The organism is Amycolatopsis acidiphila, assembly GCF_021391495.1.
GTDB lineage: Bacteria > Actinomycetota > Actinomycetes > Mycobacteriales > Pseudonocardiaceae > Amycolatopsis_E > Amycolatopsis_E acidiphila.
On sequence record NZ_CP090063.1, the window covers coordinates 7,836,195 to 7,860,763 of the forward strand.

At 68.5% G+C, this 24,569-nt stretch carries 21 protein-coding genes; 2 read left to right on the top strand and 19 right to left on the bottom strand.

The features are described from left to right. Positions 1 to 46: 46 nt before the first annotated feature. Entirely contained in the window at positions 47 to 1,330 is a 1,284-nt protein-coding gene (locus tag LWP59_RS38505; RefSeq protein WP_144639112.1) for an IS256 family transposase, read from the top strand. On the opposite strand, the gene LWP59_RS38510 is transcribed toward LWP59_RS38505, so the two are convergent. The 11 genes from LWP59_RS38510 to LWP59_RS38560 form a co-directional block, all read right to left on the bottom strand. After that, a complete protein-coding gene (locus LWP59_RS38510; protein WP_144639110.1) occupies positions 1,327 to 1,533 on the bottom strand; it encodes a hypothetical protein in 207 nt (68 codons plus the stop codon). The two genes, LWP59_RS38505 and LWP59_RS38510, sit on opposite strands and share 4 nt — an antisense overlap. Beyond that, positions 1,530 to 2,471 carry an ATP-binding cassette domain-containing protein gene (locus tag LWP59_RS38515; protein ID WP_101436357.1) on the bottom strand — a complete coding sequence of 314 codons (942 nt, stop codon included), beginning with the start codon at positions 2,469 to 2,471 and terminating at the stop codon, positions 1,530 to 1,532. The genes LWP59_RS38510 and LWP59_RS38515 overlap by 4 nt, the downstream gene beginning before the upstream one ends. 54 nt (positions 2,472 to 2,525) lie before the next feature. Continuing rightward, the gene (locus LWP59_RS38520) at positions 2,526 to 4,157 is read right to left on the bottom strand and encodes a long-chain fatty acid--CoA ligase (RefSeq protein ID WP_144639108.1); all 1,632 of its coding nucleotides are present in this window, start codon (positions 4,155 to 4,157) and stop codon (positions 2,526 to 2,528) included. 52 nt (positions 4,158 to 4,209) lie between these two features. Then, complete coding sequence (locus tag LWP59_RS38525) at positions 4,210 to 4,617, bottom strand: SCP2 sterol-binding domain-containing protein (protein WP_144639106.1); 408 nt, start codon at positions 4,615 to 4,617, stop codon at positions 4,210 to 4,212. Between the two features lie 59 nt (positions 4,618 to 4,676). Further along, positions 4,677 to 6,176, bottom strand: a complete 1,500-nt coding sequence (locus LWP59_RS38530; RefSeq protein ID WP_144639104.1) for an aldehyde dehydrogenase family protein — start codon at positions 6,174 to 6,176, stop codon at positions 4,677 to 4,679. A gap of 58 nt (positions 6,177 to 6,234) precedes the next feature. Continuing rightward, positions 6,235 to 6,861 (bottom strand): RNA polymerase sigma factor, encoded by a 627-nt coding sequence (locus LWP59_RS38535; RefSeq protein ID WP_312878744.1) that lies wholly within the window; start codon positions 6,859 to 6,861, stop codon positions 6,235 to 6,237. Between the two features lie 60 nt (positions 6,862 to 6,921). Next, positions 6,922 to 7,236, bottom strand: a complete 315-nt coding sequence (gene fdxA, locus LWP59_RS38540) for a ferredoxin (protein WP_144639102.1) — start codon at positions 7,234 to 7,236, stop codon at positions 6,922 to 6,924. A 43-nt stretch (positions 7,237 to 7,279) separates the two neighbouring features. After that, the gene (locus LWP59_RS38545) at positions 7,280 to 8,302 is read right to left on the bottom strand and encodes an NAD(P)/FAD-dependent oxidoreductase (protein WP_144639100.1); all 1,023 of its coding nucleotides are present in this window, start codon (positions 8,300 to 8,302) and stop codon (positions 7,280 to 7,282) included. Between the two features lie 62 nt (positions 8,303 to 8,364). Then, the gene (locus LWP59_RS38550; RefSeq protein WP_144639098.1) at positions 8,365 to 9,348 is read right to left on the bottom strand and encodes a R2-like ligand-binding oxidase; all 984 of its coding nucleotides are present in this window, start codon (positions 9,346 to 9,348) and stop codon (positions 8,365 to 8,367) included. Between the two features lie 51 nt (positions 9,349 to 9,399). Continuing rightward, positions 9,400 to 10,506, bottom strand: coding sequence for an NDMA-dependent alcohol dehydrogenase (locus tag LWP59_RS38555; RefSeq protein WP_101436364.1), 1,107 nt, complete (start codon positions 10,504 to 10,506; stop codon positions 9,400 to 9,402). Positions 10,507 to 10,697: 191 nt separating this feature from the next. Next, positions 10,698 to 12,152 (bottom strand): sensor histidine kinase, encoded by a 1,455-nt coding sequence (locus LWP59_RS38560; RefSeq protein WP_229857381.1) that lies wholly within the window; start codon positions 12,150 to 12,152, stop codon positions 10,698 to 10,700. Between LWP59_RS38560 and LWP59_RS38565 the strand changes: the two genes are divergently transcribed. Next, the gene (locus LWP59_RS38565; protein WP_144639096.1) at positions 12,111 to 12,803 is read left to right on the top strand and encodes a response regulator transcription factor; all 693 of its coding nucleotides are present in this window, start codon (positions 12,111 to 12,113) and stop codon (positions 12,801 to 12,803) included. The genes LWP59_RS38560 and LWP59_RS38565 overlap by 42 nt on opposite strands. A gap of 199 nt (positions 12,804 to 13,002) precedes the next feature. On the opposite strand, the gene LWP59_RS38570 is transcribed toward LWP59_RS38565, so the two are convergent. The 8 genes from LWP59_RS38570 to LWP59_RS38605 form a co-directional block, all read right to left on the bottom strand. After that, positions 13,003 to 14,355, bottom strand: coding sequence for a peptidylprolyl isomerase (locus LWP59_RS38570; RefSeq protein ID WP_144639092.1), 1,353 nt, complete (start codon positions 14,353 to 14,355; stop codon positions 13,003 to 13,005). Further along, positions 14,352 to 16,640 carry an MMPL family transporter gene (locus LWP59_RS38575; RefSeq protein ID WP_144639089.1) on the bottom strand — a complete coding sequence of 763 codons (2,289 nt, stop codon included), beginning with the start codon at positions 16,638 to 16,640 and terminating at the stop codon, positions 14,352 to 14,354. Before LWP59_RS38575 ends, LWP59_RS38570 begins: the two co-directional genes overlap by 4 nt. 65 nt (positions 16,641 to 16,705) lie before the next feature. Beyond that, positions 16,706 to 18,004, bottom strand: a complete 1,299-nt coding sequence (locus LWP59_RS38580) for an MCE family protein (protein ID WP_229857380.1) — start codon at positions 18,002 to 18,004, stop codon at positions 16,706 to 16,708. Between the two features lie 9 nt (positions 18,005 to 18,013). Then, positions 18,014 to 19,276 (bottom strand): MlaD family protein, encoded by a 1,263-nt coding sequence (locus LWP59_RS38585; protein ID WP_101436370.1) that lies wholly within the window; start codon positions 19,274 to 19,276, stop codon positions 18,014 to 18,016. After that, a complete protein-coding gene (locus tag LWP59_RS38590) occupies positions 19,273 to 20,601 on the bottom strand; it encodes an MlaD family protein (RefSeq protein WP_144639087.1) in 1,329 nt (442 codons plus the stop codon). Before LWP59_RS38590 ends, LWP59_RS38585 begins: the two co-directional genes overlap by 4 nt. Before the next feature lie 5 nt (positions 20,602 to 20,606). Then, positions 20,607 to 21,890: an MlaD family protein gene (locus tag LWP59_RS38595; protein ID WP_101436372.1), complete on the bottom strand. Its 1,284-nt coding sequence runs from the start codon at positions 21,888 to 21,890 to the stop codon at positions 20,607 to 20,609. After that, positions 21,890 to 23,335: an MlaD family protein gene (locus LWP59_RS38600; RefSeq protein ID WP_101436373.1), complete on the bottom strand. Its 1,446-nt coding sequence runs from the start codon at positions 23,333 to 23,335 to the stop codon at positions 21,890 to 21,892. The genes LWP59_RS38595 and LWP59_RS38600 overlap by 1 nt, the downstream gene beginning before the upstream one ends. Further along, positions 23,332 to 24,567 (bottom strand): MlaD family protein, encoded by a 1,236-nt coding sequence (locus tag LWP59_RS38605; RefSeq protein WP_101436374.1) that lies wholly within the window; start codon positions 24,565 to 24,567, stop codon positions 23,332 to 23,334. Before LWP59_RS38605 ends, LWP59_RS38600 begins: the two co-directional genes overlap by 4 nt. Between the last annotated feature and the right edge of the window lie 2 nt (positions 24,568 to 24,569).

Sequence of the window (24,569 nt, forward strand, 5' to 3'; positions counted from 1 at the left end):
CCAAGCATGGCCGACGCGCCAACGTCGGCCGGGAAGGTACGACCCGATGCTCACCGTAGTCCCTGACCCTGCCGCTGGCGATGACGGCGCTCCTGTCGGCTCGCGGTCGTTGATTGATGAGATCGTGCGTGAGGGCGCGTGTCGGATGCTGGCCGAGGCTCTGCAGGCCGAGGTGGACGCCTACATCGCGCGGTTCGCCGGCGAGCGTGACGAGCGCGGCCACCGCCTGGTCGTGCGTAACGGCTACCACCAGCCGCGTGAGGTGCTCACCTCGGCGGGCGCGGTCGAGGTGACGGCGCCGCGGGTCAACGACAAGCGCACCGATCCCGAGACTGGTGAGCGGATGCGGTTCTCCTCGGCGATCCTGCCGCCGTGGGCGCGTAAGACCCCGAAGATCACCGAGGTACTGCCGCTGCTCTACCTGCACGGCCTGTCATCCGGGGATTTCGTGCCCGCGCTGGGGCAGTTCCTGGGCTCGGCGAAGGGCTTGTCGTCGGCGGTGATCACGAAGCTGACCGAGCAGTGGAAGGCCGAGCAGCGCGCGTTCGCCCAGCGTGATCTGTCCACTGTGGACTTCGTGTATCTGTGGGCAGACGGGATCCACGTCAACATCCGCCTGGAGGAGGCGAAACTGTGTCTTCTGGTGATGATCGGGGTGCGCGCCGACGGCCGCAAGGAACTCGTCGCCTTGGCCGATGGCTACCGCGAGTCCACCGAGTCTTGGGCGGATCTGCTTCGGGACTGCAAGCGCCGCGGGATGCGTGCCCCGGTACTGGCCGCCGGGGACGGCGCGCTGGGGTTCTGGGGCGCGCTGCGCGAGGTGTTCCCTGAAACCCGCGAGCAGCGCTGCTGGTTCCACAAGATCGCCAATGTGCTGTCCGCTCTCCCGAAGTCGGCGCACCCCGGTGCGAAGAAGGCCCTCGCGGAGATCTGGAACGCCGAGGACAAGCGGCACGCGCTGGACGCGGTGAAGGCCTTCGACGCCGCCTACGGCGCGAAGTTCCCCAAGGCGGTCGCGAAGATCACCGAGGACATTGACGTGCTGCTCGCGTTCTTCGACTTTCCGGCCGAGCACTGGGTGCATCTGCGCACCACCAACCCGATCGAGTCGACCTTCGCCACCGTGCGGCACCGCACCAAGGTCACCAAAGGGCCAGGCTCGCGCGCCGCCGGGCTCGCGATGGCGTTCAAGCTCATTGAGTCAGCACAGGCCCGCTGGCGCGCGGTGAACGCACCCCACCTCGTCGCGCTCGTCCGCGCCGGAGCCCGCTTCGAGAACGGACAACTCGTCGAACGACCCGACGACCACACCCAACCCGCAGCAGCCTAAAAGATCTTCATCCACAGATCTTGACAATTGCTCGCCTGGGTCAACCAGATCCGGTTGCTGTCCAGCACGACCTGCGAGTCGTCGATCAGTGCCTGGTAGCGGTGGTTGAGATCGCCGTGGTCGTCAACGATCCGGATCGCATGGGCCAAGGCCGCAAGCTTTGCCGTGCGGACGCTTTGCAGGTACGGATCATCCATCGTCACGGCCCGCCGAAGACGGTGCCCGCGCTGGACCAGAACACGAAGACGATTACCAGCAGCAGGAGCGCGACGACCCACCACACCGGCAGGTCGGGATCGATCGCGAAGAACCGCCTCGCCGGCTCGCCGCCTCGCAAGCCGCCTTCGACGACGTCCCTGCACAGCGGCCCGGCGAGGTCCGTCCGGAAGAACCGCCTGGCGAACTCTTCGCCGGTCCGCACGCCGCGCAGGAGGACGTCCGGCGGCCCGTGGGAGACGATCTTGCCGTTCCACAGGACGGCGACCTCGTGTGCCACTTCCCGTGCGAAGTCCAGGTCGTTCGCCGTGATCAGTACCGTGGCCCGCGCCTTCTCGTTGACCGACTTGATCGCCCTGACGATGGCACCCGTGTAGCGGGAATCGAGCGCGGTGTCGACGTCGTCGAGGACGATCAGCGGCATGCCGGACACCAACGCCTGCGCGAGGAGCACCCTGCGCCTCGCGTGCGCGGGGATCTCCTCGGGGAAGGAACGCGCGAAGGCCTCCAGGCCGAATTCCCGCATCAACGGCGCGGTGGTCGCGTGCACCTCATCGTCCGTCGCACCGGCACGACGCAGGACACAAGCGACGTTCTCGTAGACGTTCATCGAGGAGAACAGCCAGCTGTCGAACGGGTGTGAGCCGCCGACCACGGCCGCGATCCCGCCACGAGCACTGACGAGCTCGGCCGAGGTCAGCGACCAGACGTCACGTCCGTCCAGCCGGACGCTGCCGCCCGTCGGCGGCAGCAGGCCCACGAGGTGCCGCAGGAGAGTCGTCTTGCCGCACCCCGACTGTCCGAGGATCACCGTGACCTGCCCGTCCGGCACCGACAGCCGAAGCCGGTGCAGCACCGGTTCGTCGCCGAGAACCGTCGTCACGCCGTCGAATTCGATCTTCAAGGCGCTGGGGGCACTCTCCATGCGCTCACCTCCTCCTCACAGTCGGCTACACCGCGAACTTCACGGCGCGGAAGGTCATTCGAGGGTCTCCACCTTCAACCGGCCGTCCGCGTAGTCCCCGCGCAGCACCTTCTTGTCGAACTTCCCGACGCTGGTGCGCGGGATCTCCTCGACGAAGGTCCACCGCTCGGGCAGCCACCACCGAGGCAGCTTGTCCGACAACCAGGATCGGAGTTCCCCCGGCGAGACGATCGCTCCCTCACGAAGGACGACGGCCGCCAGCGGACGTTCCTGCCAACGCTCGTCCGGTGCTGCGATGACCGCCGCTTCGAACACGTCGGGGTGCCCCGCCAGGGCCGACTCGAGCTCGACCGACGAGATCCACTCGCCGCCGGACTTGATGACGTCCTTCATCCGGTCGGTCAGCGTCAGGAAGCCCTCGGCGCTGATGTGCCCGACGTCGCCCGTGCGCAGCCATCCGTCGTGGAAGCGCGCGTCATCGTCGACCTGGTAGTACGAGCCGGTCACCCACGGTCCCCGCACCTCCAGCTCGCCGACGGCCTGCCCGTCCCGCGGCTGAGGCGTGCCGTCGTCGCCGACGATCCGCATCTCGACACCACAGACCGGGCGTCCCTGCGTCGCCCGCATCCGCCACGCATCGGCTGGGCCGGCGGTGACCGCCGGGCGAGCCACCGACGCCATCGGGGAGGTCTCGGTCATGCCCCACGCCTGCAGGATGGTGACGCCGAGCCGGTTCTCGAACGCCTCCATGAGAGAGCGCGGCACGGCGGACCCGCCGCAGACGACCAGCCTCAACGACGAGAAATCCAGACCGGCGTCCTTCTCCGTGTCCAGGAGCACGTCGTTCCAGATCGTCGGGACCGCGCCGGCCACGGTGGGCCGTTCCGTGTGGACCATCCTGGCCAGCGGGGCCGCCTGCATGAACCGGTCCGGCATCAGCAGTTCCGCACCGGCCATCAAGGCCGCGTACGGCAGGCCCCACGCGTTGGCGTGGAACATCGGCACGATCGGCAAGATCCGGTCTTGCTCGGCGATGCCCAGTCCGTTGCCCGTGCAGGCGGCCATCGAGTGCAGATACAGCGAACGGTGGCTGTACACCACACCCTTCGGGTCGCCCGTCGTGCCGCTGGTGTAGCACATCGCGGCCCCGGCGTCCTCGTCCGCGTCGGTCCACGTGAACTCCGGTGACTCCGCGCCGAGGACGTCTTCGTAGCGGAGCACCGCCTTGCCGCTGCCCTCCAGCGGTGTCAGGTCACCGTCGTCGCCGGTGACCAGCACGACCTCGACCGTATCGACCCCGGGCAGGACGCGGGCCAGCAGCGGCACGAGCGAAGAGTCGACGATGACGACCTTGTCCTCGGCGTGCCCGGCGATGAAGCGGATCTGCTCGGCGGACAACCGGATGTTGAGCGTGTGCAGCACCGCACCCATCGCAGGCACCGCGGCGTACGCCTCCAGGTGCTCCTGGTTGTTCCACTGGAACGTGGCCACCCGGTCGTCGCCGGCGATCCCGAGGCGGCGCAACGCGTTGGCGAGCTGACCGCACCGCCGACCCACCTGCTCGTAGGTCGACCGGCGGAACCCGTCGCCCGTCGCGGTGGTCACCTGCCGGTCACCGTGGACCTCCACGCCGTGCCGCAGGATCGACGCGACCGTGAGCGGTGTGCCCTGCATGGTGCTGCGCATCACTTGACCTCCGTCACGCCGACGACGTAGTCACCGGAACCCTGTCCGCCGCTCACGCCTTCAGCAGGTCGTCACGGCCGTCACGCTCGAGCAACGACTCGTAGGCGGGGAACAGGGACTTCGCCGCCGGCACCAGCTTCAGGATCTTCGAGACCGGTCCCTTCGCCCGGACCTGCCCCTTGGCCATCGCGACGGACAGGTTCACCTTGCCCAGCCAGAACCGGTTGCCGGTGTCGGCCGTCATGAACAGCTCGACCTGCGGCGTCAGGTCGCTCGCACCCCGGTGCACCTCACCGGAGGGGAAGTCGACCGTCAGGACCGAGTCGGGGTCGGTGTAAGTGATCTGGAGGACGACGCCGGAGCCCTTCAGCTTCGGGCCCACCTCCGGGTCGGCCAGACCGTTCTCGAAGACACCACCGATGTACTTGTAAACCTCGGAGTCATCCTTGAACGCACCCATTTTGCACTCCTCACTGAGTTTCTTGCGGAAAAATGTGGAATATGGACGGACGGCGGGTTTCAGTCCATCCCGATCCAGACCGACTTCGTCTGTGTGTACCCCAGCAGTGACTCCTCGCCGAGGTCACGGCCGTAACCCGAGGACTTGTAGCCACCGAAGGGAGCCGCCGGGTCGATCATGTTGTACATGTTCACCCAGACCGTGCCCGCCTCCAGATCACGCGCAACGCGGTGAGCTCGCTTCAGGTCGTTGGTCCACACGCCCGCGGCGAGTCCGTAGACGCTGGAATTGGCGCGGCGCACCGCCTCGTCCTCGTCGTCGAACTTCAGGACCGAGAGCACCGGGCCGAAGATCTCGTCGGCGCCGATGGACATCTCGTCCCGCACGTCGGTGAAGATCGTCGGCTCGAGGAAGTGCCCACCGGCCAGCGCGCCTCCGGGCCGTTCGCCGCCGCACACCAGCGTCGCGCCGTCGCGAACACCCGCCTTGACAAAGCCTTCCACCCGGTCCAGCTGCCGCGCCGAGATCAGCGGACCCATCTGGGTGTCCTCATTCAGGCCGTGGCCCAGCTGGATTCCCCGGGCCTCCGCGGCGAGAGCGGCCACGACCTCGTCGTGGATGTCGCGGTGCACGAACAACCTCGAGCCCGCACAGCACACCTGACCCTGGTTCAGGAAGATGGCGTTGAGGGCACCCTGCACCGCCGCCTCGATGTTGGCGTCCGGGAAGACGAGGTTCGCCGACTTCCCGCCCAGCTCGAGCGTGAGCTTCTTCAAGCTCCCGGCGCTGGCGGTCACGATCCGCCGCCCGGTTTCGGTCGACCCGGTGAACGAGATCTTCGCGACGCCCGGGTGGTCGATGAGGGCCTGGCCGGCTTCCGGTCCCAGACCCGTCACCAAGTTCAGCACGCCCGGGGGCAGCCCCGCTTCGAGTGCGACCTCGATCAGCCGCAGTGCGCTCAACGACGTGAACTCGGAAGGCTTGAGCACCGCGGTGTTCCCCGCGGCGAGCGCCGGTGCCACCTTCCACGACGCGATCATCAACGGGAAGTTCCACGGCACGATCGCGCCGACCACGCCGAGCGGCTCGCGCTGGGTGTAGACTAGGGCTTCGCCCACCGCGGGCGACACCGGCAGGGTCTGGCCGCCGAGCTTCGTGGTCCACCCGCCGAAGTACCGCCAGATCTGCGCAGAGAGGCTGACGTCGAGGTAGGTCGACTCGGTGAGTGGCTTCCCGTTGTCCAGCGTCTCGAGGGTGGCCAGTTCCTCGGCGTACTCGTCGATCACGTCGGCAACGTCCAGCAGCACGCGGCCGCGCGCGGCCGGGCTGAGGCGCCGCCAACCGGCGAAGGCCTTGTGCGCGGTCTCGACGGCGCGGTCCACGTCCGCTTTGCCGCCTGCCGCGATGTTCGCCAGCAGCGCGCCCGTAGCAGGGTCCGTGGTCGGGATCTCGCCCCCTGCGGCAGCCGTCGTCTCCTCGGCACCGATGACGATGCTCGCGGCCGCGTTCTCCAGGAAGGGACGCACCGCCGGCGGAATCTCGACTGACCCCATCGTCATCAGCGAACGCCTTTCTGACTGGGTTCTTCACCAAGCAACTTTGTCTCCACTTCGGGTCTCAATCCACCGCGACCGGGTCGACCAGCTCTGCCAGCCGCCGGACGGCGCGGTGCTGCAGTGCGCGCACGGCGCTGTTCTTCCGCTGCATGACCTGCGCGGTTTCCGACACGGACAGACCGTCGAAGAACCGCAGCCGCAGGCAGATCCGCTGGTCCTCACTCAACTCGAACATCTGCCGGGCGATTTCCTCCCGGCAGGGCTGCGAGAAGACGCTGAACTCCGGAATCACGACGGCCTGCTCCTGCTCGGAAAACTCCGAGACCATCACCTCGTGCCGGAAGCGTCCCGACTTCACGTGGTCCAGGATGATGTTCCTGGCGATCGTCAGCAGCCAAGCCCGGACGCTGGATCCGAAGTACCGCACCGTGCCGATGCTGCGGAGCGCACGGAGGAACGTTTCGCTGGTGACGTCTTCGGCAGCGTGTTCGTCGCGCAGCCGTCCTCGTGCGAAGCGGTACACGTCCACCGAGAACCGACTGTACAGCAGGCCGAACGCCCGGTGGTCACCCTCTTGCGAGGCACGGACCAAAGACCATGGATCCGTTTCGGAGGGCGCGAAGCAGGCCTGGCCGTGCCCTCTGTCCTCGTCCCCACGTTCGCAGTCAATCGTCGCCATTGACGTCATCCGGAACTCCTTTGTGGCCCACTCGCGGCCGAGACCGGTCCGAAGCGCGCAGTGTCGCGGCTAGTGCTTTTCGAAGTTCTTCACGTACTCCGTGTCCTCGATCGGGGGGTCGACCTTGGTGGACCCGCCCGGGCTGCCGAGTACGTCGAACGCCGACTTCGCCGATTCCTGGAACGGCCGCCAGCGGTCGTCGACGTGCTGGGCCGGCCTGATGGCCTCGACCGGGCAGACCGGTTCGCACGCCGCGCAGTCGATGCACTCGGAGGGGTGAATGTAGAGCATGCGCTCGCCCTCGTAGATGCAGTCGACCGGGCATTCCTCGATGCAGGTCATGTCTTTCACGTCCACGCACGGTTCTCCGATGACGAAAGCCATCAGTTCCACCTCCTCAGGGTCGTTCGATGAATGTCGGTGTGCTTCAGGCGCCGACTTGGGCGGGAAGGGTCAAGTCACTCGAGTGCCCCGGCGCGAGCCCGGCCTGCGGGTCGAGCGCCACGGCCGCGTTGTTGACCGCGGTCGCCACTTCGCCGAAACCGACGGCGATGAGTTTGACCTTGCCGTCGAAGGTTGCGGCGTCGCCGGCCGCGAAGACCTCGGGCAGGTTGGTCCGCATCCTGCTGTCGACCCGGATCGCGCGGCCCTCGAGTTCGAGCCCCCAATCCTTGATCGGACCGAGGTCCATCAGGAACCCGAGCGCGGCGACGACGACCTGCGCCTTGGTCTCGCGGACCTCGGCCTCGCCGGCCACCTTGATGGCGACGCTCTCCACCCGGTCCTGCCCACGCAGTTCGGTCACGTTCGCGTCGACCAGCACGGTGCAGGCGGACCGGTGAAGCAATTGGACCGAGTGCTCGTGCGCGCGGAACTGCCGTCGGCGGTGCACGAGTGTGGTCGACCGCGCACGCGGCAACGCCGCCAGCGCCCAGTCGACCGCGGAATCCCCGCCGCCGACCACCACGACGTCCTTGTCATCGAGCACCTCCAGCCGCGGGACGAAGTAGCACAGGCCGCGGCCGAGAAAATCCTCGCCTGCCGGGATGGGGCGCGGGGTGACCGCCCCGACGCCGGAGGTGATCACGACCGCGCGGGCGTCGACCACCACGCCGGCCGACGTCGTGGCCCGCCACCCGCCGTCACGGCGCTCCAACCGCTGTACCTGCTGCGAAAGCAGGTACAGCGGGGAGAACGGCGCGGCCTGCCGGACGAGGTTGCCGATGAGCTCCTGCCCCGGCACGCCCGGCAGGCCGGCGATGTCGTAGATCTTCTTCTCGGGGTAGATCGCCTGGACCTGGCCGCCGACCTCGGGAAGGGCGTCGACCACCGCCATGCTCAGGCCGCGGAATCCTGCGTAGTACGCGCCGAAGAGACCCACCGGCCCGGCGCCGATGAAGAGCAGGTCGACGTTCGTGTTCGCTTCTTGCGCAGAGGTGTCCCGCAGCATGTCGGTGATTTCCTTGGGTTCGAGGTCGGCGTCGACCTGGTTACCGGTGAGAACTCGACGGGTCAGGAGCCGACGGCCGTCAGCGCCTGCTCGACCGCCGCTTCGTCTTCCGCGGCGAACTTGTCCTCGAGCTGCATCGGGGAGTAGTCCTCGTCGATTTCCTCGACCGCGCAGCCCCGTGCGCTCTCGATCGACTCGAGCCTGCGGTTGACCTTGTCCAACCCGTAATCGGTCATCTCGTCGAGGCTGATGCCGAACGGGGTGTTGTCCCCGAAATTGTCGAACAGCCGCACGATCAGCTGCAGCGCCGGCTGGAGCAGCTCCTGCATCCGCTCGTCGACGACGTCCCAGTTGCGGTCGTCGGCGGCGACGTGGCGCCGGCAGGTGAAGGTGCCCCACGCCATGTGACGCCGCTCGTCGTCGCCGATGTACTTCACGACCTGCTGCATGCCCGGCAGGATGTTGCGGCTCTTGCACACCTTGGCCCACGCGTAGTAACCGGTGAGGGCGAGACAACCTTCGACCACGTGGTTGTAGGTCACGGACGCGCGGATCTGGGCGGCCGGAGACGGATCCGTCGTCAGCGCGTACAGCGATTTCGGCAGCTCTTCGGTGAAGATCTTCGTGTACGCCTCGCTGTACTCGACGAACTCGTGGAGGTCGGTGCCGAGACCGACCGCGTCGAACCACAGGCGGAACGCCTGCATGTGCTTGGCCTCTTCGAAAGTGAACTGCGTCAGGTAAGCCTCGTCGGCCAGCCGGCCTTCGACGGCCATCGCCGTCATGAAGGGCTGCAGGTCCTGGGTCACGGACTCCTCACCGGCCATGAACTGGGCGGCCAGGATCGACGTGAGCCGCTTCTCGTCGGGGCTCATCGCCGCGAAGTCCTTGGCGTCCTGGGAGAAGTCGATGTCCTCGGGGTTCCAGAACTTCTTGTTCCCCTTGCGGAACAAGCGCATCGGGAACGACTCCATGCGGAGACCACCCTCGCTCAGACTGCCGAAGCCCGTGCGCTTGCCGTGTTCGATGTTGCGTTCGATAGCCATGAAACTGTCCTCACATCACGAATTTGAGCCGTTGCGGGCGACCGAGGTGGGCTAGTACCGGATGAGGCCGCGGATGTTCTTGCCGTTGCGCATGTCCTCGTAGCCCTGGTTGACGTCCTCCAGGGAGTACTCGGTGGTGATGAGCTCATCGAGCTTCAGCAGCCCGGCGTTGTAGAGCTCGAGCAGCCGCGGCACGTCGTGCTGGCCGTTGGACGAACCGAACAGGGAACCGCGGAGCTGCTTTTCGTACAGCGTCAGCTCGATGAGACTCGTCGTGATCGACGTTTCCTCGGGATGGCCGATGGCCGTGACGACGACCCGGCCGCGCTTCCCGACGAGCGAAAGGGCGGGCGTGATGTGTGCACCCTCGGCGACGTCCGTGGTGATCACGCACACGTCGGCCAGCTGGCCGCGGGTGAGCTCGCTGACGGTGTTCCACGCCTCGTCCATCGACGCGGCCGTGTGGGTGGCCCCGAACTCGAGAGCCTTGGTGCGCTTGAACTCGACGGGGTCGATCGCGACGATGAGCCGGGCGCCGGCGATCCGGGCACCCTGGATCGCGTTGACGCCGATCCCGCCGACGCCGACGACGACCACAGCGTCACCGGCCCGCACTTCGCCGGATCGGACCGCGCTGCCGAAGCCGGTCGTCACGCCGCAACCGACGAGCGCGGCCTTGTCCAGCGGAATGCCGTCGTCGATCTTCACGACCGACGCCGCCGGCACGACGGTGTATTCGGAGAAAGTGCCGAGCAGGCACATCTGGCCGACGTCTTCGCCGCGGGCGTGGAAGCGGTAGGTGTTGTCCAGCTGCGGGCCGAGCATCACGGCGGCGCCGGCGTCACAGAGGTTGCCCAGACCCCGCGCGCAATACGAGCACCGGCCGCAGGCAGGCAGGAAGGTCATGACCACGTGGTCGCCCTCGGCGATGTCCATGACGCCAGGGCCGGCGGCCTCGACCACACCGGCGCCTTCGTGGCCGCCGACCAGGGGGTAGGGGAAGGGCAGGTCTCCGGTGACGAGATGCTCGTCGGAGTGGCACAGCCCGCTGGCGGTCAGCTTGACCAAGACCTCGCCGGCCTTCGGTGGATCCAGGTCTATTTCCTCGACCTGCCACTTTTCGTGCTGTCCCCAAAGGACCGCAGCCTTCGTCTTCATTGACGTCAACTCCTCGTAGGTGAAGGACTCGGGTAATCATCACAAGATTCGGCGCGATGCACACCGATCGCGCGAGCCATCGGTGGCCCGCGCGTGCCAACCCCGCCGACCCGCGCGGGCCACGCACACGGAAACGGACGCGAAAAGACGTCAGAAAATGAAAAGTAGCCGGCCCGAACGGCGAGACCCGCTCAGCCGACCGGCATGTCGAGGCAGACGACCAAGCCGCCACCCGAACGCGGGCGGAACCGGATCCGGCCGTCGAGCGACTGGACGATCTGTTCGGCGATCCACAGTCCGAGCCCCGCGGTGCCACGGTGTTCCCCGGAAACGAACCGCTCGGTGACGATGGGCGCGAGTTCGGCCGGGAAACCCGGCCCCCGGTCGAGGATCATGACCTGGAGCCGTTCTGGTCCCAGCCGCGCGACGACCTCGACGGGCGCGCCCCGGCTGTGCCGTCCGGCGTTTTCCACGAGGTTGGTGATGACGCGTCGCAGCAGTTGTGCGTCCAGGCGGGACTGTGCGCCCGGCGGCGTGACGGTGATCCGCAGCTCGGAGCCCGCCAGGCCGGCGGCGTCTCCGGCCGCGGACAAGAACTCCTTGATGTCGACGACCCGGCGACGCCCGGTGCTGAAGGTGGGCCGCCGGCTCGCGGCGACGTCGCCGAGCGCGTCCATCATCGACGAAAGGTGGCCCGCGTGGGCCGCCAGCAGCCGCAGGCTGGCCCGGCTGTCGTCGCCTTCGGCCGCCGCCGTGCCGGTTCGCTCGACCAGGTTGTCGGTCAGCGCCTTGAGCGAGGCGATGGGAGTGCGGAACTCGTGCAGAATGACGTGCAAGCCGGTTTCCTGGGCCTCGTAGGACTTCATGAGGCGGGCACGCAGGTCCCGTTCCTCTTCCGCCGCCGCCCGTTCCGCGATCGCCTGTGCCCGGGCGGCGCTGTGTGCTTGTATCGCCCGTTCGGTCAACAGCGCGAAGCCGCCCGTCAGTGCTGCGGTGAACACCAGGTAGACCGGCCACCACAACCCGGACTGCATGCGGGTGGCCGACGAGGTCTGATCGGCGTCCACCAGCACCGCGATCAGGAAGTAGGCGCCACCGAGGGCTATCGACATGGCCACAGTGGCCACGAAGGACAGTCGCATCGCCGCGGCCGCGATGACCAGGAACAGCAGCGACACCGCGACGCTGCTCGCACCGCCGGTGAACGCGATGATGGCCAGCGACAGGACCGAGTCCAGACCGGACACCACCGAAGCGGACCGGATGCTGCGTAACTCGATCGTAGGATCCCAGAAGACGATGAGCGCGTAGATGCCGCCGATAGCCAGCCACATCAACCCGATCGCGAGGTGGTGCCGCACGGAGTTCGGCCCGAGCGCGAGGAGCAGCCCGACGGACACCACGACGCCGACCCGGACGCTGGCGGGCACCCGTTCCACGATCCGGATGTCGGTCTCCCGGAACGTATCCGTCTGGAGGATCGTGCTTGACCGCACGGAACGCCACCACGGTACGGTCGACATCGGTGCCTCCACGACGCTGCCGCCAGCGCCTCTGCCGGTGGGCTCGTATAGTGATTTTGTCATCTTCCGACGAGGAGAGCCATGCAAGACCACAAGCTCGTCCTGGTGCTCGTCGATGACCACGACCTGTTCACCCAGGGGCTGGCTCTGCTGCTCAAGGCGAAAGCCGGCGACCGGTTCGAGATCGGTGGTACGACGAACCGCGCGGAGGAGGCGGCCTCGCTCGTCGGCTCGTGCGAGGCCGACATCGCGATAGTCGATCTCGCCATGCCGCCCGTCAACGGGATTCTGGCGATCCGCCATATCAAATCCCGCCATCCCGATACAAAAGTCATTGCGCTGTCAGGCACGTCGGACCTGAAGCTCGCCGAAGAAGCTCTCCGGGCCGGCGCCGACGGATTCCTGCCGAAGTCGGCTGATCCGGATGTGCTGGTCGCTCCCCTGCTGTCCGTGGCCGCGGGCTTCCGAGTGGTCGAGGACACCTTGTTCACCGCGTTGCTCGACGCGGTGCGGCACCCGCCGGAGGAGATCTTCGGTCAGCTGGCGGTGGAAGAGATTCGCCTGTGGGTACTGCTGTCCCGCGGCTTGGAGACCACAGAAATCGCCGAACGCATGCTGGTTTCCGAGCGGACCGCGAAGCGCCTGGTCGCCTCGCTCCTGAACAAGCTGGGGGCGCCGAACCGGATCGTCGCCGCCGGCATGGCCGGTCATTACGGCTTGTTTGGTAAGCAGGCGCCGAGCCCGGGCCGACCAGGCTCGGCACCCGCCGGCTAGAAGAGCGCGGCAACCGACACGACGACGAAGACAGCCGCGACAACGTAGGCGCTGACGGCGCCTCGGCGGACGACTTTCGCGCGCCGCTCGCGCTCGGCCATCGGCAAGTTCGCCGGAACGAGATCCTGTGAGCGCCAGCTACCCCACCGTCCCAAAAGGACAAGCAGAACCGCCAAGACGAGGAACGGAGCGGCCGTGCTCATCGCGAAGGAGCCGGCTGTCCTGGTGAAGGCGGGCCCGGGTTCGCCGCGCCCTGCTGACCGGCAACCGGGCTCTCGCCCGGCTTCACGTCCGGCGCGGCGTCGGGATTGTCCGGCCGGTACTCGTCCGCGTACTCCACGCCGGCGCTCTTGATCTGGTCTCCCAGCCAGGAACGCCACACGGCGAGCATCTTTTCCATCTTCAGCTGCTGTTTGAGGCTGTCGTGCACCTTTTCGAAGGTGGCCGGCACCGGAGCCGTCACTTCATTGACCCGGCCGACGTTCCAGCCGAACTGGTTCTGCACCGGACCGAAGACTGTCCCCGCCGCTGCACCGAAAGCCGCTTTTCCATAGTCGTCCTGCAGCTGGCTACGGGAAAGCGTGCCGAGGTCGCCGCCCTTGTCGCGCGTCGCGGTGTCGATGCTGCGCTGCTGGGCCACGGTTTCGAATTTGGCTCCGTGCGACAGGTCGGCGATGACCTGGTCTGCCTCTTCCCTCGTCCGGACCACGATGTTGCCGATCTCGCGCCGCTCCGGGGTGCCCAGCTGGTCCCTTCGCCTCGCGAAGGCGTCCTTCACTTCCTGCTCGCTGACGTCGCCGGATCCCTTGGTCACCGCGTCGAACAGCTGAGAGAGAGCCAGCTGCTGTTTGATTTCCTCGATCACGGCCGGTTCGGACGTGCCGACGTTGCCCAGTTGCTGAACGAACTTGTCGTGCGCTTCCGTCCCCTCGCCGAGCTGCTGCGAGATCAGCCTGGTCAAGGCGTCCTGCGCCACCTTGTCACCGATCACGATCCCGCGGTCCTGCGCGGCTTTCTGCAGGATCAGGCTCACCGCGTACGCCTTGGCGGAATCCTTGCGGAACTTGCCGAGGGTCGCTTCGTCCTGCGGCGGCTGGACCCCGTACATGGCCCGCCAGGTCTCGAGGACGCCGCTGAGCTGGTCGGCGGTGACGGTTCGGCCCGCGACGCGGAAGGCCGCGTCGTCCGGCAGCCGCTGGGAGTCGTACCAGACGTAGCCGCCTACCCCGCCGCTGGCCAGAAGCAGCAGGACCACGAGCAGGATCACGCGCACCTTGCGGGTTTTCGGCAGTTTGGCCCGGATGACGTCCTTCAGACCGATCTTCGGGCTCTCCGGCCCGGCTTCGGCGTCCTCGCCGGACTCGTCCTCGCCGTCGTCCGATTCGGACAAGTCGTCCGGGCTGTCGCTCTCGGCCGGTTCTTCCGCCTCGTCGTGGCCGTCCTGGAGGTCGACGACGTCGGCTTCCTCGTCTTCGATCGTGCTGGGGCTCGAGGTCTTCACGGTAGCCTCCTCGTCGTCAGTCTTCTTCTCGCGTTCGACTCGCAGGCTCATCGACCCACCTCCGCCACGACTCGTTCGACAGGTTCGGGAACGGGTGCCGCCACCCGGGTAACGCGATCACGCGGTGGCCAGAGCCACACCACGCAGCCCGCGGACAGCAAGGCCAGCACGACCGAGCCGGCCAGCAGGACGCCGAACTCGCGTACGGCGGCCAGCTTGGACAGCACCAGGACCGCGTACCCCACGGTGGAGGTGGACGCGGCGAGCAGGATCGACAGCCGCAGTCCCCGGCTGCGACGGCGGGCGGCTTCCGACAGCAGGACCGTGAACTCACACCCGACCGCCGCGGTCAGCGATCCCAGGCCGGCGGTGACGGGGCTCAGCGGCACCCCGGCCAGCCACAGGAAGCACAGCCCCGCACCGGTGGCGGTGGCCGCCGCCGCGACCGCGCGCGCCGCGTCGGCCCGGCGCCGCAGCGCGATCAGCAGGACCGCGCCTGCGGCCAGGATCCCGGCCAGGTTGGTGAGCAGGCGGTCGGCGGACACGAGCTCGTTCCCGCGGACCGCGACCATCGGCAAGCCGGTCAGGTCCACGTGATACCCCTGCGGTGGCGGCGGCAAGTGCCGCAGCACGTCGTCGCGGAGGGTCTGCAACTTGCTCAGGTCTTCCATCCGCACGCCGAAGCTCAGCAGCGCGGACGTCCGGTCGTTGCGAAGAACCGCACCGGTGAGGTACGGCGGCAGCAACCGGACACCGGCCGCGATCTGGCTCGCCGTGGGCGAGCTGCCCAGGAACTGCAGCAGAGTCGGCGGCGACACCACCGGGCGCATCTGGTCGCCGTGTCGCGATACGATGCCTTCTTGCGCCTCCCTGGTCCATTTCATGGCCTCGGGCGACAGCACGTCAGGACCGTTGAGGACGACGGCGACCTCGCCCGAGGAGCCGATGACGGATTCGACGTGCTGGGCGTCGGTGAGCGCGTCCAGTCCGGTGGCGAAGCTCTGGAAGTTGCTTTCCAGCTCGATCCGGGGAAGCGCCATCCAGCCGGTCAGTGCCACCGCGGCCACGACGACGCCGGCGGCGACCCGAGCCCATCGAGGCGACGTCACCGCGCGCGGTGAGGAGACCATTTCATCGAGTGGCCGGTCCGGTTCGGCGGTGAACGAGAGACCGCGGACGAGGAGCATGCCGACCAGCGCCGCGATGAGCCCGCCCATCGAAAGCGCGAGACCGAGCTCACGGACGAACGGCAACGGCGACAGCAGCAGCATCGCGAACGCCGCCGCGGTGGCGGTGGCGACCACGAGCACCACCCGGCGTCTGGCCTGCTGGGCGAAGTAGGTCGGGTAGTAGCTCCCGACGCCGAGCAGGACGGGGAGGAAGGCGACGACGCCGAGCGACAGCGGCCGCCCGAGCCACCCGAAAACGGCGAGCGTCAGCCCGATCGCGACGACGGTCGTCATGACCGGCACCAGCCTGCGGCGCACCTTCCGGGTCCAGGGAATCAGCAGGAAGCACGCGCCCACCGCGAGCAGGGCGGTCCCCCCGATCCACGGGATCTCGCGCTGCACCTGGTCGCCCAGGGAAACGGCGATGACCGGGACACCGGACACCGTGATCCGCTGCGCGTCCGGCTTGGCCGTCGCGACGGCGTCACGAACCGCCCGAACCAGCCGTTCCGTGCCCTGCTGGTCCAGGCCCTCACGCGGACGGACGAGGATTGCCGCCGACCGGTCGGAGGGCACGACGAACCGCCACTGCGGGCGGGGCTCGCCGGCACCGGTGTACACGACCGTGTCCACGAAGGACGGATTGTGCAGGGTCGGGAGGCCGGCCGGCATGCCTTGGACCAGCAGCGGCCCGTACCGGGCGTCGAACGCGGCGACCGCGGCGTCGCCGGCCTTCTCCGCGTCCTTGCCGGTCTTGCCCTGCTGGGCTTGGGACCGGACGGCGTCGCGGCGTCCGGACAGCTCCGCGAGCAGGTCCTGTGTCCGGCCGGCGATCTGGTTCAGGGTCGTCCCGGGGCCGTAGACGGCCGCGACGTCCGGCAGCCGTGACAGCCGGCCTTCGAGGTTGAGCAGCGCCGGCAGGTGCTGCTGGTCGAGCTGCGCCCGCGGCTGCCCGGACTCCAGCAGGACGACGATCGGGTCCCCACCGAAGGAGCCCGACTCCGCCTCGAACTGGCGCACCACCGGGTCGTCGCTGGGCAGGAACGAGTCCACGCTCGTCTCGACCCGCACCTTCGCGAGCCCGCCGAGTACGAAGCCCGCCGTCGCGAGCACGCCCAGTGCTACGAAGAGACCGCGCTTGGTCGGCCGTCGCCAGAGGGCGCGCACCCTTCGCGCCCCTCCGCGGAGGAGTGAGCTCGGGGACAGCTTGCGCAACGACGGCCGACGCACCATCACTTCGTTCCCTTCTCCACTCGCGGGTACGAGCCGCCCTGGTACGGCCCCGGGTTCGAGGACTGGCCGGGTGCTGGGTACGGGTTGCTCTTGTCGAGGGGCGGGATGTTGTTGAGGTTGAGCGGGTTCCCGCGCAGGCTCTGCTCGTTGAGGATGATGAAGGTGCGCAATGCCGTGCCGTTGTCGTCGCCCCTCGACAGGGCCTGGCCCATGTTGGTGAACATCGCCGCGACGTCGTGCCCGTACGGCTGCAGGTAGGACAGCATCGGGTTGACGTCGCCGAGCGCGACGTTCAGCGTCGGCAGCAGCTGGTGGGCGTCGGCGGCCACGACCGGCACCCGCGCCAGCGTGTCCGGGGCGTGGTCGAGCACGCCGTTGAGCGAGGGCAGCAGGCCGCGCAGGTCGCCGGCGGTCTGCGGCAGCTGCTCCAGCGCCTTGCTCAGGTCCGGGGCGGCGGTGTTCAGGTTCTTCGCCACCGGCGCGAGCGAACCCGACAGCTCGTTCAGGCCGTCGCTCGCGCTCTTGGCCTTGTCCATGACGCCCGGCAGCTCCCGCATGACGGCCTGAAGGTCTTGCCCGCCGTCCGCGGTGGTCTTCGTCAGGGTGTCGGCGTCACGCACCAGCTGCGCGATCTGCCCCTGCCGGGTGTCGAGTGCGGCGAGAAGGTTGGCCGCGTTCCCGCTGAGCTTCTGCAGGTCCTCGCTCTGCGCGGACAGCGCGGACAGCGCGCCGTGTCCCTCACGGCCGAGGTCACCGAGACCGCTCAAGGCGCGGGAGATGCTGTCCTGGCTGTCCTTGGTGGATGCCCCGAGCGAGCGGATGGTGCTCGCCAGCGCCTGCCTGGTCGAAGGATCGATGCTGGCCAGCACGTCGTTCAGGCCGACTGCGGGCTTGCCCGCGTTCGCCGGCAGGACCGTTCCGCTGTCCAGCACCGGACCGTCGCCGTCGGTCAGTTGGAGGAAGGTCTCCTCCACGAGCGTCTTGTTCCGGACCTGGACGGTTACGCCCGCGTGCAGCGGGTACTGCTGATCGAGTTCCATGGTCACGTGCGCGCGGTCGCCCTCGTTCTTGATCTCGGCCACCTTCCCGACGGCGACGCCGCTGATCATCACGTCGGAGTCGGGCACGAGGTTCGCCACGCTCGGGAAGGTCGCCGTGACCGTGTAGCGGGAGCTGCTGAAGGGGAGTTTGCCGCCGGAGTTCACCCAGAGGTAGCCGAAGAACACGGCGCAGCCGGTGGCGAACACGACGAGCACGATCAGCCGGATCACCGGCATCGCGGAATGAGAGATCCTCATGGCAGCCACCTAGTGGGGGGTCTGGCCGGACGTGGCGCCACCGGGGGTCCCCAGGCTGCTCGGCGTGAGCTCGAGCAGGCCGCGCAGGATCCCTCCGTTGGCGTCGTGCAGGCTGGTCAGGGAATTCGTCTGGTAGACGAAGGCCGAGAGGTCGTTCAGGTACGGCAGGACGGCCGCCGTGATCGGGTTGAGCCGGCCGGTGACCTCGTGCAGGTCCGGCAGCGTCCCGTTGAGGTCGCCGACCAGCGGGCGCAGGTCGTCGACGACGGGCTTGGCCTTCGTCACGACCGGGGTCGCCTGGTCCACTGTGTTGCCGGCCTGGTCCACGGCTTTCGTCAGCTTCGACAGGGAATCGGGCAGCTCACCCGAGGCCTTGCGCAGGTTTTCCAGTGTCGGATCGAGCTGGTCGCTCAGCCCGACCACGCTGCTCGTCGCCTCGTCGAGCTGATGGGTGAGGTCGGGCAGCTGCGCCAGCGACGCGTTCAGCGGACCACTCTGCGCACCAGCGGCTCCGAGCGTCTCCTGCAGGCTCTGGGCCAGCGACGACAGCCGCGCGTCGTTTCCGCCGACGGACTTGGAGATCTGGGCGAGAGCGGTCACCAGCTTCGCCAGCGTGTCCTTGCGGGTCTGCAGCGCCGTCACGACTGGCTTGAGGCTGGTCGCGACCTGGTCGGTCGCCGACAGGCCACTCGCCAGCGACTGCGGGGCGTGAGCCAGGGCCGCGTCGGACTCGTTGACCAAGGACGTCAGTGCGTTCAGCGTGTTGTCGTCCAGGTGCCCGAGCACCTCGTCGACCTGGATCGGCCGCTGCGAGTGGCTCGCCGGGAGCGTCCCGTCCTGCGGGAGTTCCTTCCCCGGTGGCCCGCCGGGGTCGATTTCGACGTACATCTCGTTGAGCGGGCTCTTCGGGCGCAGCACCGTGCGTGCGTTGTCGTACACCTTGTACTTCGGGTCGATGGAGAGGGTGAGCAGCGCCTTGCCGTCGTCCGAGACGGACGCCGAGTCGATCTGGCCGACCTTCACCCCGGCGATCCGGACTTCCTGGCCGTTGCCGGGGCTGATGGCGGGAGCGTTGTCGAACTCCGCCTTCATGATGAACCTGTCCTGCCACGGCCAGGTCGTGGTCCCCGCGCCCTGCTGGCTGACGATGTAGCCCCCGACCGCCAGCCCGACCACCAGCAGCACCGCGAGTGTGAGCACGTTCCGGCCGAGCTTCGGCTCGTTGCGGACGCGTTCCCAGGTCTTCTTGATCCGGCCTTGATCGCGGGTCATCGCCCCTCCTGCTGCTGTCCGAGCCTCATGAGGTTGCTGTAGAGCTGTTCGAGGCTGATCGGCAGACCGCCGATGCTGCCGGGGCCGATCCCGGGTTCGAACGCGATCGACGCGCCGTTGCCGTCGGTCATCGACGATGCCCTGTCCACGTTGGACAGCATGTATCCGAGTTCCTGGTAGAGCGGCCGGTCACCGGAGGTGCCGGCGTACGGTCCCGTTCCGCGGTACGGCGAGAGGATCGTCGACTTGATCGGCCCGTTCACCCGGTCGAGGACCGGTCCGCGCACGTCGTCGAGCACTGTGGTCAGGCCCTGCGCGGTCGGTACGAGATCACGGACGACGGGCCTGGCGTCGGTCAGCAGGTTCTTCAGGTCGTTCACCAGCGGACGTGCCTTCGCCAGCACCGGGTCGGCGTGCTGCAGAGCCGTGTCGAGCTCGCGGGCCACCGGACGGGCCGGGCCGGCGACGTCCTTGATCTTGGCCAGCGTGCCGTCCAGCCGGGAGAGCCCGGCGTTCGTCGAGTCCAGCGCCTCGGGCAGGCCGGAGACCGTGTGGGACAAATCCGACGCGCGGTCCCCCAGCACGGTGCTGACCTTGCCGAGGTTCTGGACGATGGAGTCGAGCTGCCCCGGCTCCTTCGTCAGCGCGGAGGAAGCCGATTCGAGCCCGCTCACCACGTCGGTGAGGTCCTGGCGCGGCCGGGTGCCCTGCGCGGCGTGCAGGACGTCACCGGCCGGGTCCAGCGTGCCCGGCGCGTCGGCCAGGAGCTGGTCGATGGCCCCTCGGCCTTCGTCGTCCAGTGTGGCGTCCAGGTTCCCGACCGTCTTCTGCAACGAGTTCAGGGTGTTCGGCGGCAGCGCGTCGACGACCTTGTCGAGTTCGACCGGCACCCGCGTGCGGTCCTTGGGGATTTCGCCGGCCGGCGTGCCCTTTTCCCCGCCGGGAACGAGGTCCACGTAGTACCTGCCGCCCAGCACGGTGGCCGCCCGGATCACCGCCGAGGGGGCGGTGCGCAGCTTGGCGGGCACGTCGTCGTCGACCTTCACCGTGACGTCGGCGGAGCCGTCGGGTGCCTCCCGGACATCCACGACCTTGCCGATCGGGATGCCGGCGACCTTGACCTCCGTGGTAAAGGGCTGGAGCCGGTAGTCACGCGCGAAGTTGATGCTCAACTCCGTGCCCGGTCGCAGCATGGTGAGGATCCGGTCCTTGTTGAAGAGAGCGAGACCGGCGACGAGCGCCACGACGACGAACATCGCGCCCAGTTTGAACAGCGATCCCTTGCTTTTCGGACGTCGGCGCCGGTTCTTGATACGCAAAGCCATCTTCCTCACCTCGGCCCCAGCAGAGAGCTCTTCTTGTCCTGCGGTGCCTGTCCCGGTGCGGGATAGGCGTTGCGCGCGGTGACCGGGTCCTTCAGCGCGCTCAGGGCGCCGGACAGGGACTCGGTGTTGAACAACGGGTAGATGCGCAGCCAGTGGCCCGACGCGTCACCCTGGCTGAGCGCGTTGGCCGCGTAGGAGAACCACGACGCGATCTCCGGCGAGTACGGCGCGAGGATCTCGAGCGGCACGTGCGCCGAGCCCACGGCCGAGCGCACCGCCGGCGCCAGCGGCCTCGCGTCGGAGAAGGTCTGCGTGAGCGCCCCGACCGCCGGGTCGGCCTGCCCGGCGACGCCCGGCACCTTGTCGAGCGGCGGAACGCCCTCGCGCAGCACCCCGCGGACGTCCGGGGTCGCCTGGCCCAGCGCGTCCGCGCCCGGCTTCAGCGACGACATCGCCGCCTGGGCATCGGCCAGCGGCGCCTGCAGCGACTGCAGTGCCCCGCGTGCCTTGCCCAGCGTGTCCGGCGCCTTGTCCACGACGTCCGCCAGCGGCTTGCCGCCATCGACACCGACTGCGTCCAACGTGGTCTTCAGTTGCCCGACCAGCGCGGAGATCTCCTGCTGGCGGTTGGTGAAGCGGCCGCTGAGGCTGTCCAGCGCACGCAGTGTCCGAGTCAGGTCCTTCCCGTCGTCGGTGGCCAGCGCGCTGGCCACGGTTCCGAGGTCAGGCAGTTCCTCGGGCAAGGCCCCCAGCGCGTCGCGGAGGTCCTGCTGGTGTCCGCCGACGCCGCCGCCGGTCTCGCGCAGCGTGTCCTGCAGGGCCTTCCGCGTCGGCTCGTCGAAGACGGCCAGCACGTCGGAAAGCTCCTGCGCGCCCTCGGTCTTCGCCGACGGGATGACGTCGTTTTCGCCGACCTCGCCCGCGTCGGGCGTTCCCGGCGTGAAGTCGACGTACTTCTGGCCCAGCGCCGATCGCGCGCCGACCGATGCGGTCACGGCCTTGGAATTGCGGTAGATCGGCTTGTCGCCGTCGAACTTCAGCTCGACGACGGCCTGGTTGCCGACCAGGTTGATGTCGCCGACCTGGCCGACACGCACACCGCCGATACGGACGTCGTCCCCGCTGCGCAGGGCACCGACGTCAGCGAAGGCGGCCTTCACGACCGTCGTCGGCTTGCCGGGCAGGCCGTCGCTCGCGGTGATCGCGATCCCGACCGAGGCCACGAAGAGGGCGAGGACGACTAACCCGATGAACAGGGACCGCCTCTTGCGGCCGACCGTGCTCGCCATCACTGACCTCCACCGATGAGGAACTGCAGAGCGCCGCTTTCCTGCTGCTGGTTGAGCCCGGTCACGCCGCCGTCGGATTGCTGTCCCGTGGCCAGCAGCCCGCCGAGTACCCCGCCTGAGGCGGTGAGTCCCGGGAGGCTCGGCAGCGGCAGGGGCGGAGCCGCTTGAGCCGGCGTGCCGGTGTCGCCCTGGGGAGGGCCCTGCGGCGGGGGCGTAGGAGCCCCGTTGGGCGCGTTGAGGCCGGGCACGAGGCCCGTCAGCAGGTCGGGGTTGACGACGAGCATGGCCCGGAAGTAGTGGGAAACACCGTCGCCGCCGTTGGTGGTCAACGCCCAGTTCCGGATGAAGTTCAGCACGTTCCCGAAGTTGTTCGTCAGGTCGGTGACAATCGGGCGGGCAGCGCCGACAGCGGATCGCAGGTCCGGGCCGGCGGCCTTGAGCTGGTCGACCACCGGCCGGGCCTCGTCAAGCAGGCCTTGCGCCTTGTCCAGAACCGGCTTCGCGCTGGCCAGCGCGGGGTCGAGCGACTCGGAGAACTTCTTGAGCTCGTCGCTGATGGCGCTCAGGTTGTCCGTGGTCGGCCTGATCGACTGCAGGATAGGCGTCGTGGCCTGCGCGGTACCGGTCAGCTGCCCGAGCGTCTTCCGGGCCGCGGAGAGGGTGTCCGGCAGCTGGCTGAGGGTCGACTCGAGCGCGGCACGGTTCTTCGCAGTGGCTTCGGTGGCGGTCTGCGCGGACGAGAGGAGACCGTCGAGGGTCGCCCCGTTGTCCACGGCCAGGGCCTGGGCCACCGGTTCGATCTTGTCGACCACGCTGGTGAGCAGGCCGTTCTGCTCCTTGAGGACCTTCGCCAGCCCGTCCGTGTCCTTCATCGACGACGCGAGCGCCTGGATGGTCGCATCGGCGTTCTGTCCGTTCTCCCGCATGCCTTCGCCAAGCACGGTCACCAAAGCCGCCAGCGACTGCCCGGTGGGGTCGTCGACGGTGTTGAGCACCTGGTCGAGGTCGGTGTAGACGCTGGTCTGCCGGACCGGCAGGACGCCGCCGTCCTGAAGCGCGGGCGCCGAGGGCGTCCCGCGGTCCAGGTCGAGGTAGCGCTCGCCGAGGATGCTGACCGGCTTGATGGTGACCTTGGCGTCGGTGTGGACCGGCAATGCCGCGGGATCCAGGCTCAGCGCCACCGCGGCGTGCTTGTCGCTGTCCACCGTCATGGCCGCGACCTGGCCGACGTTGACGCCGTCGACCTTCACCTCGTTGCCCGGGATCAGCGGGCTGGCGTCGGTGAACTTGGCGACGATCGTGATCTCGCCGGGTTGTCCTTTGTCGTTCGCGCCCACGGCGCCGGCGGTCACGCCGAGGCAGGCGACGGTGACCACGGCGAGGCCACGGAGCCGGTAGGACGCCGGGCGGGACCGCCGGGGCGGCCGGGAGGTGCGCTTGCTCATCGGATCCCACTTCCGAACGCGTCGGTCCAGGGCTGGCCGACCGGCGATCCGGGCAACGGTGTCGGGTTGCTGGTGAAGCCCGGCGGCACGATGCCCGGGTTGACGTTCACGCTCGACGCCCCAGCCTGTACGTAGATGCGGCCGTAGTGGCCGTTGGCGTCGTAGTTAGCGCTCGCCGAACCCCAGTTGGACAGCAGGCCCACCGCTTCCGGGGTGAACGGACGCAGGAAGCTCAACGCGGGCATGAGGCTGCTCACGGCCGAGTTCAGGCCGGGCGCCGTCGCGTGCGCGGTGTCCAGCAGTCCCGGCGTGTAGTTCAGCAGGGTCTGCGCGTCGGCCAGAGTCGGCCGCAACTCGGCGACCAGCGGCCGCAGGTCGGTCAGCACCGGCCGGAGGTTCCGGCTCACGTCCGGCAGCTTCGCCGTCGCCGGTTCGAGGTCCTTCAGCAGCGGCACCGCCTGCCCGACCGCGTCGGGCACGTCGCCCAAGGTCTTGCCCGCGGTCTGCAAGGTGCCGGGCAGCTTCTTGAGCGCCGAGGCGAGTGCCTCGTGCTGCTGCGCGGTGAGCGAGGTCGTCTTCGACAGCTGGTCGATCACCGTGCGCAGGTCGGCCTCACGACCGGCGAGGGTTCCGACCATGGTGTCGAGCTGGGTGACCATCTGCTTGATGGCCGGCCCGTCGCTGCCGAGTCCCCGCAGCACTTCACCGAGCGCTTGCACGGCGGGGCCGGCCGAGCGCACCGTCTGGTTCACGTCGGCCTCGTTGCCCTTGACCGTGCTGTCGAGCCGGTTAATCAACGAGCTGAGCTTGGCCCGGGTCGGCGGATCCAGCGCGTTGAGCACCTGGTCGAACTCCATCGGCACCGGCATGTCGCCCTTGATCATGCCGTGGTCGGGGATCTCCGCGTTCCCGCTCGGTCCGTCGGTGATGTTCACCATCCGCTCGCCGAGCGCCGCCTTCCACTCGATCCGCACCTGCGCGCCGTCGTGGAGGGGAACGTGGTTCCCTTCGAGGGCGAGCATCAGCTTCGCCTTGCCGCCCTCGACCGAAATGTCGGACACCTTGCCGACTTCGAAACCGTTGACCTGCACGGTTCCCCCGTCCACCACGTTCGTCGCGGAGTCGAGGATGACGCCGACCTGGTAGTCGTCGCTTCTCATCGCGGCGACGGCACCGGCCCCGACGCCCAGGGCCGCCACCACGATGACGCCGACCGTCAGCACACGTTTCATGA